Source organism: Fibrella forsythiae (assembly GCF_017353175.1).
GTDB classification, from domain to species: Bacteria; Bacteroidota; Bacteroidia; order Cytophagales; family Spirosomataceae; genus Fibrella; species Fibrella forsythiae.
Window position 1 is genome coordinate 441,272 of record NZ_JAFMYW010000001.1, and the last position, 17,643, is coordinate 458,914.

Annotated in this window: 12 protein-coding genes; 4 read left to right on the forward strand and 8 right to left on the reverse strand. The window is 51.4% G+C overall.

Annotated elements, in window-relative coordinates:
• The first annotated feature begins 3 nt into the window (after window positions 1-3).
• Window positions 4-2,709: a hypothetical protein gene (locus J2I46_RS02270; RefSeq protein ID WP_207327306.1), complete on the forward strand. Its 2,706-nt coding sequence runs from the start codon at window positions 4-6 to the stop codon at window positions 2,707-2,709.
• Window positions 2,706-3,725: an alginate O-acetyltransferase AlgX-related protein gene (locus J2I46_RS02275; RefSeq protein ID WP_207327307.1), complete on the forward strand. Its 1,020-nt coding sequence runs from the start codon at window positions 2,706-2,708 to the stop codon at window positions 3,723-3,725. The genes J2I46_RS02270 and J2I46_RS02275 overlap by 4 nt, the downstream gene beginning before the upstream one ends.
• Before the next feature lie 63 nt (window positions 3,726-3,788).
• Here J2I46_RS02275 and J2I46_RS02280 read toward each other — a convergent pair whose 3' ends face one another.
• From J2I46_RS02280 to J2I46_RS02300, 5 genes are all read right to left on the reverse strand, one after another.
• Entirely contained in the window at window positions 3,789-5,279 is a 1,491-nt protein-coding gene (locus J2I46_RS02280) for a glutamate synthase subunit beta (RefSeq protein WP_207327308.1), read from the reverse strand.
• 80 nt (window positions 5,280-5,359) lie between these two features.
• The gene (gltB, locus tag J2I46_RS02285) at window positions 5,360-9,955 is read right to left on the reverse strand and encodes a glutamate synthase large subunit (RefSeq protein ID WP_207327309.1); all 4,596 of its coding nucleotides are present in this window, start codon (window positions 9,953-9,955) and stop codon (window positions 5,360-5,362) included.
• Between the two features lie 357 nt (window positions 9,956-10,312).
• Window positions 10,313-11,020 carry an FHA domain-containing protein gene (locus J2I46_RS02290; protein WP_207327310.1) on the reverse strand — a complete coding sequence of 236 codons (708 nt, stop codon included), beginning with the start codon at window positions 11,018-11,020 and terminating at the stop codon, window positions 10,313-10,315.
• An 11-nt stretch (window positions 11,021-11,031) separates the two neighbouring features.
• Window positions 11,032-11,667 (reverse strand): FHA domain-containing protein, encoded by a 636-nt coding sequence (locus J2I46_RS02295; RefSeq protein WP_207327311.1) that lies wholly within the window; start codon window positions 11,665-11,667, stop codon window positions 11,032-11,034.
• A 104-nt stretch (window positions 11,668-11,771) separates the two neighbouring features.
• Window positions 11,772-12,638, reverse strand: coding sequence for a hypothetical protein (locus J2I46_RS02300; protein ID WP_207327312.1), 867 nt, complete (start codon window positions 12,636-12,638; stop codon window positions 11,772-11,774).
• 285 nt (window positions 12,639-12,923) lie between these two features.
• Here J2I46_RS02300 and J2I46_RS02305 point away from each other — a divergent pair, with 285 nt between their 5' ends.
• Window positions 12,924-13,916, forward strand: a complete 993-nt coding sequence (locus J2I46_RS02305; protein WP_207327313.1) for a glycoside hydrolase family 43 protein — start codon at window positions 12,924-12,926, stop codon at window positions 13,914-13,916.
• A 63-nt stretch (window positions 13,917-13,979) separates the two neighbouring features.
• Entirely contained in the window at window positions 13,980-15,107 is a 1,128-nt protein-coding gene (locus J2I46_RS02310; RefSeq protein WP_207327314.1) for an FG-GAP repeat domain-containing protein, read from the forward strand.
• Between the two features lie 88 nt (window positions 15,108-15,195).
• On the opposite strand, the gene J2I46_RS02315 is transcribed toward J2I46_RS02310, so the two are convergent.
• The 3 genes from J2I46_RS02315 to J2I46_RS02325 form a co-directional block, all read right to left on the reverse strand.
• Complete coding sequence (locus tag J2I46_RS02315; RefSeq protein ID WP_207327315.1) at window positions 15,196-15,990, reverse strand: acyl-CoA desaturase; 795 nt, start codon at window positions 15,988-15,990, stop codon at window positions 15,196-15,198.
• Between the two features lie 92 nt (window positions 15,991-16,082).
• The gene (locus tag J2I46_RS02320) at window positions 16,083-16,760 is read right to left on the reverse strand and encodes a DUF4159 domain-containing protein (protein ID WP_207327316.1); all 678 of its coding nucleotides are present in this window, start codon (window positions 16,758-16,760) and stop codon (window positions 16,083-16,085) included.
• A gap of 91 nt (window positions 16,761-16,851) precedes the next feature.
• Window positions 16,852-17,556, reverse strand: coding sequence for an RsmE family RNA methyltransferase (locus J2I46_RS02325; protein WP_207327317.1), 705 nt, complete (start codon window positions 17,554-17,556; stop codon window positions 16,852-16,854).
• Window positions 17,557-17,643 lie beyond the last annotated feature (87 nt).

Here is a 17,643-nt window from a genome sequence, read left to right on the forward strand (position 1 = left end):
GCGATGAAAAGACCTGTCTGGTGGCTCCTCGGTAGCGCCGTGCTTGCGTTATTGGGCTGGGTTGGTTATCAGTATTGGGCAAATACCCAGCAGTCAATAGCTCGCTACGTACCCGACGACGCACTCCTGATTATAGAAAGTCGCGAGTTGCAGAGCGGTGCTGCTTTTAACCCGACTAATCCGGTACAGGGTTTATCCATTCGTCAACTTCCGCTTTTCACAACAGCAGCCAACCGGCTTCAACGGGTCATTGCGTCTGGCCTGGACTCAACAAACGCAGCGCGCTTTCTGAACAGGAAAAACATTCGCTACTCCCTCCATTTGGTGACGCGCGACGCACTGGACTTTGTATTCTACATTCCCGTAACCGATAATCAGCAGGTAATTGAGCAGTTACAGCAGCCCGATCCTAACCGATTCAGGGTATTGAGCCGACAATACGAGGGGCAAACCATCTATAACCTTCGGGATCTGACAAACCAGTCGTACGGTTTTTTTCTGCTCTACAAGCAATGTCTGATCGGTAGCCCGTCAGGTGTACTGGCCGAAAACGTGGCCCGGCACCTTCACCAAACTGTTCCTGCTGCCGGCATTTCGTTTCCCGATTCGCCCGAAAATCTGGCTACGCTTTACGTACGGGCCGAAACCCTGGACCAATTAGTAGCCGCCAAATCGTCGGCCGGATCGTTATTACGCCTTTTTCTGCCGCAGGCCATGACGCTACAGTTCAGACGATCGGCTTCCCCTAGTCACTGGATAGGATTCGCTTCAGATGCGGTAGGTAACAGACAAGCAATTTCCAGTTTATTTACCGGCCAGACCCCCCATCGCATCCGTAGCGGCAATCTGATTCCTGCTCGCATTGCAACCTTATACCACATTGGTTTGTCGAATACCACCCGTTTTGGGGAAGCACTCGTCCGCCTGATCAACGATACAGATAATGACGGATTGAAAGAACGTATGGAGCGTTCGAGTGATCTGTTGCCCGATTTTTACGCTGCCTTATCAGGCGATTTACTGCTCTGCCGCTACGAAGCCACCAATGCCCTTACCAATCAGATCATTGTCCTTGAATCGACGGACGTTCGAACCCTAAGTCAGATCGTTCAGAAAGTTGCCTATAGATTTGGCGCCAACAGGGCCGGTGCCCCTCGTACTTTTTTAGGCCATCAGCTATTACCGCTCTCTGTCAGCGAATTACCGGCAACGTTGTTATCAAACCTGTTTACCGGATTTCCACAGACCTGGATTACGCAGCATGATAAGTACGTGATATTGGGCAACTCCGAGGCGGCGCTGCAGACATACCTGACGCAGCTGAACAGCAAGACCGTCTGGACTACCGACAAGAGGCTCACGCAACTGCTGAACCAGACCTTACGGCCTGCTCATCTGACAACCTTCACTCAATTGAATCGGTCTGGAATGACGGTCACCCGGCAGTGGCCTGCTTCGTGGCAATCCTTACTCGGAACAGCTCCATTCGGACAGATCGAGAACCTGGCGTATCAGGCAACCTATGGAGCAGATCATATCCTGTCGACGGTGATTCTAGGCCGGACTACGAGGCAGGCTGATACAACAATATTGAATAAATTATTACTCCGAAAACGCATACCGTTCAACGCCAGCCTGATTGCCACCCCAGTCGTTGTCGGTCGGCTGTCGGATCCAACGGCTCAGATTTGGGCGCAGAACTCGGCCCGCCAGTTTGTTTTGCTGACCACGGCCAAAGACAAGATAGTTCAGGATACAACCGACGGTCCCATTCGCAGTAACGTCATAGGGGTTGACTGGCGTAACAACGGCAGACTCCAATATCTTTTCCTGACAGATCGCTCACTATACATTGCAGATTTAGGTAACCGAACAGTACAACTTCAACGAATCGATCGGCCGCAGGGGCTGGAAACGTCGTTGATTACCCGGTTCAGCGGGAGTAGTCAGTTACCCGATGTGGTAGCGTTAATTGCGCACAAAGATGGGTCAATCTATGGCCTCGACCGCCGGCAGCAAAAACTTAACCGGCTGTTTACCAGCCGGAAATCAGCACCATTGCTACTTCCGTTCCAGGTGATCAACCAAAATCAGTCGGCTATCGTCTTGGGTCTACAAACCGATAGATGGCTGAATCGATGGACCGATCAGGGCGGAAAAGCAGGGCTGCTGCAAACACCGCATTTCCCGGTACTACTTGATCTTCAGGGAGATAGTACACAATTTGCCGGTCCGGCACTCTGGCTACCAGCCGAGGACAGGATCGCAACCATTACAACGTCGGGGGTACTACTTTCGTTGAACCAAAATGGCCTTGTTACTAAGCGCAAACAGTTGTATAGACCCTTGCGCGGGGGGCAATTCCGATTATTTCCTGATGCTGAACAAACAGGGTATGTGCTATTGCGTACAACCGATACAGACGTAGCCATCCTCAATGACCAGGGAAACCGGCAGTTTGAGCTTCGCAACCTACGGCCAGAGGAAACCCATTTACAATATCACCGACTGGGCAATGGCGTTGAGGTGCTTGCTGTAAAATCAGGTAACTTTACCACCCTCTACACGATGTCTGGACAACGGATTGGCGATCGACCTATTCCCAGCCTGTTCCCGGTTACGTTACAGTATGATGCACAGCTAAACGAATTATATGTCGTGAGTAGTATTCAGAAAGCCGTTCAGTTATTTACGATCCGACTTCAATGAAGCTTGTTCGAGTTATTACCCTACTGGTTGTGAGTATATTGTGGCTGGGTGGTTGCTCCCAACCAGTTATGCACTGGCTGTACCAGACCAGTATTATTGTCGATGATTACCGGTATGGCGATTTGTACAGGTTATCGAACCTGCCTCAGTTCAAAGATCCGGTCACTCTCTGCCCAGCCGTTACGGTTTCGTCGGATACGGCACGTACCCACCTTTACGTAATTGGCGATAGCTTCACGGAACCAGAGCGGTTAAGCCAGCAGGACTTTCCCGTATCTTATTACAAACGTGTGCGTTGGGACAAACAAGATACAATTCAGCTAGACCCAACGGCCAACAATGTGCTACTCGTCGAATCTGTTGAGCGCCATTTTCGGGAACACGCGGCGGCAACGCCAATTGATCCTATAGACAATTTGTTTATTGTCAGCGACTCAAACAGAACGAATGGTTCAAAACAGCAGTCGCCCTCTTTTGGCAAACAGCTTGTCGATCTCATTCATTCGGAGGGAATCGAAGAGCGTCTGGAAACAGTACTTTTCAGCCATGACGTTTTTTTATGGTTCAAAGAAATCAAGGCAAGCCTGACCATGAACGCATTTAATCGTGTCAGCCCAAACGTGGCCGTGTCGCAGAACAAAAAACACCTATTTATCGCCTTAGACACCGATTCTACAAAGCGTCTAAACGCAGGTACGTCTCCCCTACCAGATAACGAAGTAGCCGATCTGGTCAACACCGTCAATAAGGCCGCCGTTCGTTATCAGGCGTTAGGTTTCGACAAAGTAGTGCTCTCCATCGTGCCTAATAAAGCCACAATCCTGGAGCCTGACCGGCAGCCATACAACCACCTCATTGAACGGGTTCAACATCATCCCAAATTGAACGTACCTATTGTCGACGTCTACTCGCTGTACCGTAAACAGAACCAGTCCGTATACGCTCTGGGCGATTCACACTGGAACTGTCTGGGCCGAAGTATCTGGATCAAGGCCGTCAGCAGTCACCTCAACTAACCAGTTATACGAAAGCCCGGACATCGTTACAGACATCCGGGCTTTATAAGGTATTCAGGTACGTTATGCAGTAGCCAGCATCGAAACCGCTTTCGCTTCCAGCATACTTTCGCCCATTAGATATTGATCGGCTGCACGAGCCGCTTCACGGCCTTCTGAAATCGCCCAGACAACAAGCGACTGACCACGACGCATATCTCCCGCAGCAAATACGTTTGGGTTGCTAACAGTCTGATAATTATGGGTTTTAACATTACCCCGCTCGTCGCGTTCAAGGTTTAGATCTGTCAACAACCCTTCGTGTTGTGGGTGTAAAAAACCGGCCGCCAGCAGGGCCAGTTCGCATGGAACATCGCGCTCGGTGCCTGGTTTTTCCACCATCTGCATACGGCCATTTTCGGACTTCCACTCCAGATCAACCAGACGAAGTGCTTTCAGCTTACCATTTTCATCACCAATGAAGGCTTTCGTATTGATCGACCAGTGGCGTTCACAACCTTCTTCATGGCTGGTACTGGTGCGCAACATCATAGGCCAGTGTGGCCAGGGTGTACTATCGGCCCGCTCTTTCGGCGGCATCGGCATCAGTTCAATCTGCGTTACACTAGCCGCGCCATGCCGATTCGACGTGCCTACGCAGTCAGAACCAGTATCACCACCACCGATAACGACTACGTTTTTATCCGTTGCCAGCAGTTCCCCGTTATAGTAAGGAACGCCCCGATGGTCAATGGTTACCGAGCGACCAGCCACTCGCTTGTTCTGTTGGCTCAGGAATTCCATCGCCGGATAAACACCTGTCAGCTCGCGACCCGGAATCGGTAAATCACGCGGAACGGTTGATCCGCCAGTGAGCATCACCAGATTAAAGTCGGCCAGAAGATCTTTGGCTTTAATATCTACACCCACGTTCACGCCAGTGCGGAAGGTGATGCCTTCTGCCTCCATCACAGCAAGCCGGCGGTCGATTGTCCATTTCTCAAGCTTGAAATCAGGAATCCCGTAGCGAAGTAATCCGCCGATTTGGTCTGCGCGTTCAAAGACCGTAACCATATGGCCCGCCTTGTTTAGTTGGGCGGCAGCTGCTAAGCCAGCTGGTCCGGAACCGACGACAGCCACCGTTTTCCCTGTGCGCTTCATCGGAGGTACTGATTTCACATATCCCTTAGCAAACGCTACCTCGGCAATCGATTTCTCTACGAACTCGATGGCAACCGGTGGTTTGTTAATTCCCAACACGCAGGCCGACTCACAAGGAGCCGGACAAATACGCCCGGTAAACTCAGGAAAGTTGTTAGTCGACGACAGTATCTCCCAGGCATATTCCCAGTTCTGTTCATACACCGCATCGTTAAACTCAGGGATAATGTTTCCCAGCGGGCAACCGCTATGGCAAAAAGGCGTACCGCAGTCCATACAACGGGCGGCCTGTTTTTGGCTGTCAGCTTCCGAAAACGGTTGTTCAATTTCCTTATAATCGTGAAGCCGCGCAGTTACGTCCCGCTTTTTAGGCAGTTCGCGGGTAAATTCTAAAAATCCGGTAGGTTTTCCCATTTTACAATGAGTGAATTAGTGACGGTCCGACGAATCGGTAAATGATTGAATGCTTATAGCTCGTACTGAATCAACTTTGCTTAGTTCTGCGCAACATCAACGACAATATCCTGATAAACAACACTTTTGTCGCGGATCTGATCGCTGAGGGCAATGCCCCGACTGGCTAATGCCTGCTTGAAATCGTCGGGTAGCACTTTCACGAATTTAGCAATTTGCGTCTCCCAATCCTGAATCAGCGATAGGGCTACATTACTGGTTGTATGCTGGAAATGCTTCTCTACATACTGCCGAACAATCCCCTGATCTTCCTCATTCAAGGCTTCCAGGCTTACCATCTCGCGGTTGACTTTCGGCGCAAAGGTGCCATCGACGTCATAGACATACGCCACGCCACCTGACATGCCAGCCGCAAAGTTCTGACCAGTTTTGCCCAGGATAATTGCCAATCCACCGGTCATATATTCCAGGCCGTGATCACCGACGCCCTCTACCACAACTTTCGCCCCAGAGTTACGAACGCCGAATCGCTCACCAGCCATACCACGAATGTAGGCCTCTCCGGAGGTTGCCCCGTAAAACGACACGTTACCAACGATACTGTTTTCTTCAGGTTTGAAAGCGGCAGTGCGGTCTGGGTAAACGATCAGTTCGGCACCGCAAAGCCCTTTTCCGAAATAATCATTGGCATCACCTTCCAGTTCCAGCCGTACACCCGCCGTAGTGAAGGCACCAAAGCTTTGACCAGCCGTTCCACGCAACTTAACATGAATGGTATTGGTCGGTAGACCAGGGCCACCGTACGCTTTCGAAATTTCGTTCGACAGCATGGTGCCGATACTGCGGTTGATGTTCTGCACCGGGAATTCTCCGTAGACTGATTCGGCGCGCTGCAGAGCTGGCTGAGCTAGCTCAATCAATTGACGATCAAGGATATGATCGATTCCGTGATCCTGATCTTCCTGTTTATAAAGCGCCACATCGAGGCTGGCGGGCTCGCGGAAAAGAAGGCCCGTCAGATCGAGCGTTTTGTATTTCCAGTTCGTAATGTCAGCTCGCATGTGCAGCATCTGAACCTGACCGATCATTTCAGCAACCGTGCGGAATCCCAGTTCAGCCATAATCTCGCGAAGTTCCTGCGCCATAAAGGTGAACATGTTCACCACATGCTCCGGCTTACCCGTAAACATGGCCCGCAGCTCTTTGTTCTGCGTGGCCACCCCAACGGGACAGGTATTCAAATGACACTTACGCATCATGATACACCCCGCGGCAACCAGCGCTGCCGTGGCTACGCCGAACTCTTCAGCACCAAGCATGGCAGCAATGGCTAAATCGCGACCGGTGCGAATCTGGCCATCAGCCTGAACGGTTACCCGGCCACGGAGTTTGTTTTTCACCAGCGTCTGATGCGCTTCGGCCAAACCAAGTTCCCAGGGCAAACCAGCGTGCCGGATGCTCGAAAGCGGTGAGGCACCCGTTCCGCCATCATGGCCCGAAATCAGGATATGGTCGGCATGCGCTTTGGCAACACCGGCGGCAATAGTACCCACACCCGCTTCCGACACTAGTTTTACACTGATACGAGCCGCGCGGTTGGCATTTTTCAGGTCGAAAATCAGCTGGGCTAAATCTTCAATCGAATAAATATCGTGGTGAGGTGGTGGTGAAATCAGGCCAACACCAGGTGTGCTGTGCCGGGTACGTCCGATCCAGTCGTCTACCTTATGCCCCGGTAACTGACCACCTTCCCCTGGTTTAGCGCCCTGCGCCATTTTAATCTGCAACTCACGGGCGTTGGTCAGGTAATAGCTAGTCACACCGAAACGGCCTGAGGCGACCTGTTTGATAGCCGAATTCATGCTGTCGCCGTTTGCCAGAGGTGAGAAGCGCAACTCATCTTCACCACCCTCACCCGAGTTGCTTTTGCCACCAATACGGTTCATGGCAATCGCCAGCGTAGTGTGTGCCTCCCACGAAATAGACCCAAACGACATGGCACCCGTAGCAAACCGCTTGAAGATAGCCTCAACGGGTTCAACCTCATCAATGGGCACAGGAGTTGCTTTTTTGAAGGTCAGCAGGCCACGCAGCGTAAGCGCATTCTTTGTCTGATCGTCTATCAGATTACTGTATTTCTTAAACAGCTTGTAATCGTTCTTTTGCGTCGACTGCTGCAACAGGTGAATCGTATCCGGGTTGAAGATGTGCTTCTCACCACGCTGCTTCCATTGGTAAATACCGCCAACTTCGAGGCGACGGGCCGAAACAGACGGAACAGGTGGGAACGCCGTGTGATGACGTACCAGTACTTCGCGGGCAATTTCGGCCAGACCCATGCCGCCGATTCGCGATACGGTACCGGTGAAGTAGTGGTCAACTACCCATTTGTTCAAGCCAAGGCACTCGAAAATCATCGCTCCCTGGTACGACTGGAGCGTAGAAATCCCCATTTTTGAGAAGATCTTCAACAACTCCCCGTTGACGGCCTTGATGTAATTCTTGCTTAGCTTTTCGAAGTCATAATCAACCTGAAGCTGATTTTTCTCTTTTAGGCTGGCAATGGTTTCAAACGCCATGTATGGGTTCACCGCCGACGCACCGTAACCAATCAGGGTAGCTACGTGGTGGGTCTCCCAGACATCGCCCGCTTCAACCAGTATACCTACCTTACCGCGTAGCCCTTCCCGAATGAGGTAGTGGTGAACGGCTGATGTGGCTAGTAAAGATGGAATTGGCGCGTGATTGGAGTCAATGGCCCGGTCAGACAGGACGAGGATGGTGTACCCATCTTCAATGGCATCTTTGGCGTAGCGGCACACCCGGTCAATAGCCCGTTCGAGCGATTCACCTTTACCATCGGCCATGAACAGCGTATTGATCGTCTTGGCCTGGAAGTTCGGGCGATCAATAAACCGGAGCTTGTCAAATTCCTGCGTGGTCAAAACGGGCTGCTCCAGTTCTACCTGACGGCAATGCTCGGGCGATTCGGTCAGCAGGTTGCTGGTAGCTCCCACGAACGAGATCAGCGACATGATGGCCCGTTCCCGGATTGAGTCGATAGGCGGGTTGGTTACCTGGGCAAACAACTGCTTGAAGTAGTGGCTCAGGTGCTGACTTTGTTCTGATAGCACAGCCAGCGGCACGTCGGTGCCCATCGAACCCAGTGCTTCTTTGCCGGTCTCAACCATCGGGGCCAAAATCATACGGAGGTCTTCCGACGTAAAGCCGAAAGCCTGCTGAAGCTTAAGCAGCGATGTTTCGTTATACCGGCTGTAGGTACGTGCCGGGGCCGTCAGATCAGCAATTCGGATTTTGTTTTCGTCGAGCCACTGCTGATAGGGTTGCGCTGAGCAAATGTTGCCTTTGATCTCCTCATCGGCAATAATCCGGCCCTCTTCCATATCGACCACGAACATTTTGCCGGGCTGCAAACGTCCTTTGCTCACCACTTTGCTCTGGTCGATATCGAGCACACCAGCTTCCGAGGCCATGATCACGACATCGTCATCAGTAACCCAGAAGCGAGATGGACGCAGCCCGTTCCGGTCGAGGGTTGCTCCAACTATCCGACCATCGGTAAAGGAAATCGAGGCCGGTCCATCCCAGGGCTCAATCAAGGCAGCATGGTATTCATAGAACGCCTTCCGAACGGGGTCCATGTGCGTGTTGCCGTCCCAGGCTTCGGGAATCAGCATCATCATCACATGTGGCAACGACCGACCGCTCATTACGAGCAGTTCGATGGCATTATCCAGGTTTGCGGAGTCAGACTGCCGATGATCACAGATAGGCAGGAGCATATCCATTTCCTCGGGCGTAAACTCACTCGATTCAAGCAGCGATTCGGCTGCTTTCATCCAGTTTACGTTACCCTTAACGGTGTTGATTTCCCCGTTATGAGCAATATAGCGGAATGGCTGAGCCAGTTTCCACGATGGGAACGTGTTGGTAGAGAACCGCGAGTGAACCACACCAAGGGCCGACACCACATCTTCGTGTTCCAGATCCGGGAAGTAGGGTTCGAGTTGCTCCGTGGTTAGCTGTCCTTTGTAGGTAATAGTCCGGCATGACAATGATGAAAAGTAGAAATCGCCAACGCCGGTGATTGTTTCGTTGATAATGCGCGTACTCGTGTTCCGAAGTACATACAGTTTACGCTCGAAATCGTCTGTTGTTATAACGGTGGCCGGCCGTTTGATGAAGACCTGCTCCATCTGTGGTTCACACGAACGCGATGTGGTGCCCAGATCGTTGTTATTGACTGGCACAACCCGGTAGCAGAGCAGTTCAAGGCCCAGCTTTTTCATCTTCCGGTTCAGTACGGCCCGGCACTCTTCGCGCAGCCATACATCTTTCGGGAAATAGACCATCCCCACACCATACGCACCAGCAGGAGGCAGATGGACGCCCAGTTTGCGGCATTCATCTACAAAGAATTCGTGCGGAATCTGAATCAGTAAACCAGCGCCATCACCCGAATTGCCTTCGGCTCCCACCGCGCCCCGGTGTTCCATCCGACGAAGCATAGACAGCGCGTCAGAAACAATGCGGTGCGATTTGCGGCCCTTAATGTGGGCAACGAATCCGATACCGCAATTGTCGTGCTCAAATTCGGAACGATATAAACCCGCTTGAGCAGGTTGATCTGTACCCAGGTCGACTTGGTCAGCCATGAACGAGATATAGGTTAGATGGCCGGTAGCCGACGAGCCGAATGGCGACTCAGTGGAACCGACGCTGAATTACGATGATTACAACGAGCGATTCTGGTAACGAATAAGCGTACGGAATGACGGAACGATTATTCGTAGATGTTTGTGATGAAAGCCACGCAATATACGCGTTGCTTTGTTTGGTAAAAAGGGGAAATGGCCAAATTTCGTTTGCAGAGAGCCGATTATATATTTAGTAATAAAAGTCCTGTAAAAATGACTATTTTGTAATAAGATCAGGTCTATTTGATCAACTTGTAAGTCCTGAGTGCGCTCTATAATTAACTCTAACGTACCCGAAAGCGCCTGATTGACCAACTAAAATACGGTTGTTCTATTGGGATCGTAGTTTGTTTGATCGGGTGTGTCGCTCATTGAAAAGTCGGATGACGAAACACGGTCTACCGCAAACCGGAGAATAGTACTGCCAGCCATGATCAGATCGTCGGGCTCCAGACAAATACCATCGTGGGCCTGTTTGTCTTCTTTCGATGCGTATAACTGAATGCTGGTAACTCCATTGATCAGTTGCCGGGTAAGACGGGTTCCGTGAACACTGCCCAGATCAGATACAATGTAGGAAGGTTGCTTGTTATGCATTCGGGAGTCGATCTGAAAATGCAGGCGGCTCATTTTTTTGTCATCAGTCAGAATCGGGTGATCGCTCAGATCAAAATCTGACTTGCGCCCAAACGTTTGAACACGGCCTTCACCGATCGTTAATCGCAAAATGCCGCCATCCATACCCTGTACTTCCAGATACGCTACCCGTTTCGTTGCCGAAACTGGCTCGTCGAGCAAAATGGTTGGCGTGCTGGACACGGGCGGTGGTGCAGCAGCCCCCGATGACTCACCCACCGGGGGCTGTGGGCGCGGTTCAGAAATACCCAGACAAACTACCGTACATTTAGGCTGTTTGCCTACCAGACAGTTAACCGACGCTTTCTGGTCGGCTTTCCAGGCAATATCGCTTTCCGTGTCGAACTGCTTCAGACAATCGGGGCAACTGAATTTATAGATAGCCATAAGGTGGGGAGTTAGATGGTCCAGATTGCACCACAACCAGCCAGACAGTGCCCCTGCTTCTGATTGACCGACCGCTGTAGAAGCATCCGGAAACTCGAATCACGGGTGAGCGGAAACGGAGTGCCGCATTTGGGACAGGCATACACCTGTGTCATCTGCGCTTCCAGTTCAGCCAGTTCCCGTTTTTTCCGGGCTGATCGTTCTGCTCCCAGCAATCTACCCAAGGCAAGGCCAATCAAGGGCACACCAACCGTAAGGTCTGATACCTGATCGGCCAGATTACGGTTTTCCAGCTGCTCTTTAAGAGCGATGTAGTCTTCCCAAATTCCTTCCAGTTCGGCAAACTCCCGCGTATAATCGTCCGGGTTACGCGAAAAAGCTTTTATTAACCGTCGATACGTCAGCACCTGATTACCGATACGTACCTGATCATCTGGTTGCAAGCGTCGCCTTACGATGCGAAAATCGTTGACATACGTGCCGTTTGAGCTATTATTGTCTTCCAGCCAATAGGTGTCGCCTTCCCTCGACGGATGCCTGACAACGCGGGCGTGAACTTCTGTGATAGACAAAGTGGGCACCACAATATGGTTTGCCTTGCCACGTCCAATAGTAATCGACTGTTTTGAAGCGGTTTCCGGGTTCATAACGGGCGAATCTGCTCTTACTTTCCTGCCTATAGACAACCAACGGTCAGACGATGTTCCGCCTGACCGTTGAAATTAACGACTAAATCTATAATCTAACCAATCTATTCGCCAAGATGATGTGGATCCATACCATCGTACTCACTGTGGGATGAATCGTGTTCAAACTGGTTGTGGTGGTCAATCGAATCAATCGTACTGCCTGCAATGCTTCCGTGATGTAAGGAATTGGCATCCTGAGTAGCAATCATTGGCTCCGGATAATTCGGGTCCAGTGGCGGATGGGCATCGGCGAGCGGCGTAACGTCATGTTCCGCAACAGCAGCCAGTGGCACAACGGTTATAGCCGGTACAGCCGCAACCGTGCGGTGTTCGGCTTCGGAGTCGGCCAGTTGCGGTTCAGCAACAGTCGGCGGGGTGTGTTGGCGCACTCCGCCCGATGGGTGTGCCAACCGGGATGGTGCTTCCGGCTCATCCACAGAAGCTGACTCTTTAGTGCCGGGCAGGGTGGCAATAAACGCGTCGCGCTCCGCTTTGCTGAGGCCAGCTTCCTCCTGCTGATAAAACGTATTATATAGCCCGGCATGCCAGTTAAAATGATGAGCCGGCCCCATCTGATGGCGGGCAGCCGCGAAGGCTTCATCAAACGTCAGTTCGTCGAGCCGGTCGAGTGGCCAGTTTAATTTATCCAGCTCAGTATCCACCGGCATTACCACCGGCAGAACGGGCAACGAGGCCTTGGCTTGAGCGTCGGCTGCCGCAGCAGCAGCTACCGACGATGCATCGTCGGTAGCTGCTGCTTCTCCAGAGTTATCATCGAGCAAACTAAGCCCGTAAGCGGCGGCACCCAGCACCACCGAACCACCTACTGCAGTAGCAACGGCCTTCTTATGATCGTTAGGCTCCTCAATCGTGTTGGCGTCGGGCGTAACTTCCGGATAATCCTGATAAGCGGGGTTATTTTCGTACATAGACAGTTGGCGTTTAGTAGATTCTAACGATGAACAAAGGCCGCATATGACTACCTCTGAGCTTATTGCACAAGTTAAGTAATCAAACCTATATACTAACGTGACTGAAGTGTAAAAGATTATGACTTCATCTGTTCAATTTGCGAATCAGGCCATAAACACCCTTTCATTTATCTATTGGTCAATAATTGCCTGTCAGCACTGGGTACGTTCGGGAATACGAGCCACCGGCGGGGTAATACGCCGATGGTTTTGTCTTTAACGGGCATACAACTTTATATAACGATGCACCGCACTCTGCTCACGGCTTCTTTGGCTCTCTCACTCTGCACATCCGCGTTGGCTCAAACTCCGACTAAAACTACGTCGGGCAACCCCGTTTTTCCCGGTTGGTACGCCGATCCGGAGGTCGCTATTTTCGGCAAACAGTACTGGATCTACCCCACCTTCTCGGCACCCTATAATAAGCAGGTGTTCATGGATGCGTTCTCCTCAACCGACCTGGTTACCTGGACTAAACATCCACATATTATTGACACAACGGCCGTAAAATGGGCAAAGCGCGCCATGTGGGCGCCATCGGTCATTGAGAAGGGCGGCAAATACTTTCTATTTTTCGGGGCAAACGACGTCCATGAAGGCGAGATTGGTGGTATTGGTGTGGCCGTAGGTGATAAGCCTGATGGTCCGTTCCGTGATTATCTGGGCAAGCCACTCATTGGTACGATTCAGAATGGAGCACAACCGATCGACCAGTTCGTTTTTCAGGATAAAGACGGGCAGTATTACATGATCTACGGCGGCTGGCGGCATTGCAACATCGTTCGGTTGAACGCTGATTTCCGCGGATTTACGCCATTCTCCGACGGTAAAACCTACCGCGAAATCACGCCCAAAGGCTATGTTGAAGGCCCGATGATGTTCATCCGAGACGGCAAGTATTACTTTATGTGGTCGGAAGGCGGCTGGACTGGCCCCGACTACTCCGTTGCCTACGCCGTTGCCGATTCGCCCTTTGGGCCGTTTGAACGGGTTGGAAAGATTCTCCAGCAAGACCCCAACGTAGCTACCGGAGCCGGCCACCACTCCATTTTGCGGGTTCCGGGCAAAAAGAAATCAGACCCGGAAGACTGGTATATCGTGTATCACCGCCGCCCCCTTACCGAAACCGATGGTAATCACCGCGAAACATGTATCGACAAGCTTGAGTTTGACGAGAAAGGCGCGATAAAACCCGTTCAGATTACGGTGGAAGGCGTTAAAGCGCGCCGCCTCTGAACCAACGTACCCAGGCACCAGTATACTCATTTGCCAACGTACCTGATTACTTTTTCTACCCCTATGAAACAGCTGCTAATACTAACCGGTCTGGTCCTTTCCGGATTCACCATGTCGCAGTCGGCCAATCCGCCGAGGTTTGTCAAGTATTTTGTTGCTGCTGAAAGCTACGAGTCGGCGGGGGTGGTGGATGTAGACGGAAATGGTACGCTGGACATTGTATCGGGCGATTTCTGGTATGAAAACGATGGCACCAAGCAGCCTACGTTCCGAAAACGGCATCTGATGGGACACCAGAAACGCGAAGATCAATATTACGACGACTTCTCGACGATTCCATTCGATGTCAACGCAGACGGTCGGGCAGACATCATCACGGGTGGCTGGTGGAGCGGTAAATTACGCTGGCTGGAAAACGTTTCTAAAGATGACTGGCCCATTCATGAGATCGCCAATGTTGGCAACGTGGAGACCACGCGTGCCTGGGACATTGATGGTGACGGCAAACCGGAAATATGCCCCAACAACCCCGGAAAGCCGCTTGTGTACCTAAAATACCAGACCGACCATACGTTTAAATCAATACCGGTTCATTCAACGCAAGGGCACGGCCTGGGCTTTGGCGACGTGAACGGCGACGGGCGCGGCGATTTCATCATTAGCGACGGCTGGTTGCAACAAGGGGGTGAACGAACTGCACCTACCTGGACCTACCACCCCGAATTCAAGCTGGGAACGGCCAGTGTTCCGGTGCTTGTGGTAGATGTTGATGGCGATAAAAGCAACGACCTCATTGTTGGACAGGGCCACGGCTACGGTCTGCACTGGTATAGCCAGGGAAAATCTGCCACCGGACGTACCTGGACCAGGCACAGTATCGACGAGAAAAACTCGCAGTACCACGTGATGGAGTGGGTTGATATCACCGGCGATGGAAAGCCGGAACTCCTGACAGGAAAACGGTATCGCGCACACAACGACAATGATCCGGGCTCAAACGACCCCGTTGGCCTGTACTATTTCACGGTTGAAAAAGGCATTTTTAAGAAGAATGTGATCAGCTACGGCACGGCTGGCGAAGGTAAAGGAACCGGCATTCAGTTCGCCACCGCCGACTTACGTGGCACCGGACGGACGGACATTGTGGTGGCCGGGAAAGATGGCCTGTACGTCTTTTTTAATGAAAAATAGCAGTTTAAAAGCCAAAACAAGCATAAACGTAAAAGTCGCTGAGAGAAGGCTCTCAGCGACTTTTACGTTTATGCTTATCGAATCAGGTTTATACGACTTCTTCAACGCGGCGCTCGTGGCCGGTTTCAAACTCAGCCGTAGCTTTCGTCGGACGCATTTTGATGATCTTCAGGCCCGACAGGACCTTGATCATTGGGTACGTTGGGTCAAACTCAAACCATTTTGCCCCGAAGTTGGCGGCGTTAGGCCGTTTGTGGTGATTGTTCTGGAACAGTTCGCCCATCATTACCACATCCAGAATCAGCGAATTCTTTGATTTGTCGTGGTTATCGAAGTTCGAATAACCGTATTTATGACCGCTCCAGTTAATGATCGCGCCGTGAACAGGTCCCATCACGAAGTGAACAGGCAGCAGGAAAAAGAACGCCCAGTGCATATCCAGATAGATAAATGCGAAGATGTAGAACAGGCTATAGGCAACGCCCCAGCCCGCCCGTGACACCCACGAATCTCCCAGTTTCTCGATCAGATTCCACTCCGGATAATTCCGGTCGAATTGGCGCTCGATGGCCTGTTTACGGTGCAAAACGGCGTTGTAAATGTTTTTGGTCTGCCACATCATCGTAAACACATTTTTGGTGTGATGCGGCGAGTGGGGGTCTTTGGGCGTGTCGCTAAACGCGTGGTGCATGCGGTGCAGCACAGCGTAGGCGCGCGGACTTAGGTACGATGATCCCTGCGATACGTACGTCAGGGCATAGAAAAAACGCTCCCAAAACTTACTCATCGAGAACATTTTATGCGCTGAGTAACGATGCAGAAAGAACGTTTGGCAGAACAGAGAGAGATACCAGTGCGCGGCAAAGGCGGCTACAACTATCACAGACTAATGTGTTTAGAGGTGTTAGACAACGAACAGAACAAAAATACAATTTTTCCGGGTTGCTATGCCTTATATACGAAAATTGGGGACATTTAGTTGGCTATTGTCGTGGCGTACTGTAATAAATTTGCTCCCATCCGCAAGGCCGATTGCCGAACCGACTCAGGATCATTGTACACCGCCTGATCTTCCCAGCCGTTGCCCAGGTCACATTCATAGCTGTAGAAACACACCAGCCGACCCTGATAAATTAACCCAAATCCCTGGGCCGCCTTTCCATCATGTTCGTGCACCTTAGGCAGCCCGTTCGGAAACTTGAATTTCTGGTTATAGATCGGGTGGGAGAACGGCAGCTCAACAAACGAAAGTTCCGGAAAAACGCGCTTCATCTCCCGACGAATAAATTTGTCAAGGCCGTAATTATCATCGATATGAAAAAATCCGCCCGACATCAGGTAGCGCCGCATATTCTGCACTTCAGCATCCGAAAACGACACATTGCCGTGGCCAGTCATATGTACGAACGGGTACGAAAACAGATCGGGACTGCCCACGTCGACGATATCCTCTTCCGGAAAGATGTTCATCCGGAGTTGCTGATTGGCGAATTTAATCAGGTTGGGCAAGGCCGTTTTGTTGGCGTACCAGTCACCACCGCCATTGTATTTTAGCTTGGCAATGCGGTAGGCGTAGGGTTGGGCCTGCAGGGTATTTATGAATAATGCACAATGCAAAATGCATAATAAGGCGAGTGCGAGAAGCTTCTTCATATATCGTTTTTCGGCTTTTCTGTCATTCCGACCGATCTGCCGGTGCGGTCAGGAGGAATCGTGGCGGCGGGCGGTTGAAATGACAAAGAATTTATTGATTCAAAAAATTCAGGGCCTGGCAGGCCGATAAGGCGGCAGTTTCGGTTCGTAATCGATTCGACCCTAAGGTTACCATTGTAAAGCCGGCCTGTGTGGCCTGCTGCAATTCAGATGCCGAAAAATCGCCTTCTGGCCCAATTAATACCGCGTATCGGCCCGATGGCTCAGCCGATCGGATCAGGGGTTCGGCAGGTACGTTCTCCGGCAGGTGGGCAATGAACCGCTGATTCTCACTCACCGATGGTATCAACTGCGCCAAGGGTACGGCTTCATCAAGTCTGGGCATCCAGGATTGAAGTGACTGTTTCATGGCTGCTACGGCAATTTTCTCGATGCGCTCCAGTTTCAGTACACGGCGCTCAGAATGCTGACCGATAAAAAAGCTGATCCGTTCAATGCCCAGTTCAACGGCCTTCTCCACAAACCACTCCATACGATCCAGGTTTTTGGTGGGGGCCACACAAATACGAACAGAGAACAGACGAGGTGGTGTAGACAGGATCGCGACCACCCGAAATGCGCACTGTTTGTCGGCTCTGGTAATAACGCAATCAAACCGGTTTCCGCGCCCATCCGTAACGGATATTGTGTCGCCAACACCCAGCCGAAGCGTACGGGTGGCGTGGCGGGAGTCTTCGTCGGTAAGCAGTCCGGCCGCATCGGCGGGGGTCAGTGCAGGCTGGTAAAAAAGGTGCATGTTTGGCAAATAGTACCCGTAAAAATAGTGAAACGCAGGCAAGCGCGGGTCACCTGTTTAAAAAGCCTGTAACTTCACTCCTTCAAT

Bases quoted from the DNA above. Each gene is read 5' to 3' on its own strand.
- J2I46_RS02290 (WP_207327310.1), bottom strand. From the start codon at position 11,020: ATGGCTATCTATAAATTCAGTTGCCCCGATTGTCTGAAGCAGTTCGAC.
- J2I46_RS02305 (WP_207327313.1), top strand. From the start codon at position 12,924: ATGCACCGCACTCTGCTCACGGCTTCTTTGGCTCTCTCACTCTGCACA.
- J2I46_RS02295 (WP_207327311.1), bottom strand. From the start codon at position 11,667: ATGAACCCGGAAACCGCTTCAAAACAGTCGATTACTATTGGACGTGGC.
- J2I46_RS02270 (WP_207327306.1), top strand. From the start codon at position 4: ATGAAAAGACCTGTCTGGTGGCTCCTCGGTAGCGCCGTGCTTGCGTTA.
- J2I46_RS02320 (WP_207327316.1), bottom strand. From the start codon at position 16,760: ATGAAGAAGCTTCTCGCACTCGCCTTATTATGCATTTTGCATTGTGCA.
- J2I46_RS02310 (WP_207327314.1), top strand. From the start codon at position 13,980: ATGAAACAGCTGCTAATACTAACCGGTCTGGTCCTTTCCGGATTCACC.
- J2I46_RS02300 (WP_207327312.1), bottom strand. From the start codon at position 12,638: ATGTACGAAAATAACCCCGCTTATCAGGATTATCCGGAAGTTACGCCC.
- J2I46_RS02280 (WP_207327308.1), bottom strand. From the start codon at position 5,279: ATGGGAAAACCTACCGGATTTTTAGAATTTACCCGCGAACTGCCTAAA.
- J2I46_RS02275 (WP_207327307.1), top strand. From the start codon at position 2,706: ATGAAGCTTGTTCGAGTTATTACCCTACTGGTTGTGAGTATATTGTGG.
- J2I46_RS02325 (WP_207327317.1), bottom strand. From the start codon at position 17,556: ATGCACCTTTTTTACCAGCCTGCACTGACCCCCGCCGATGCGGCCGGA.
- gltB (WP_207327309.1), bottom strand. From the start codon at position 9,955: ATGGCTGACCAAGTCGACCTGGGTACAGATCAACCTGCTCAAGCGGGT.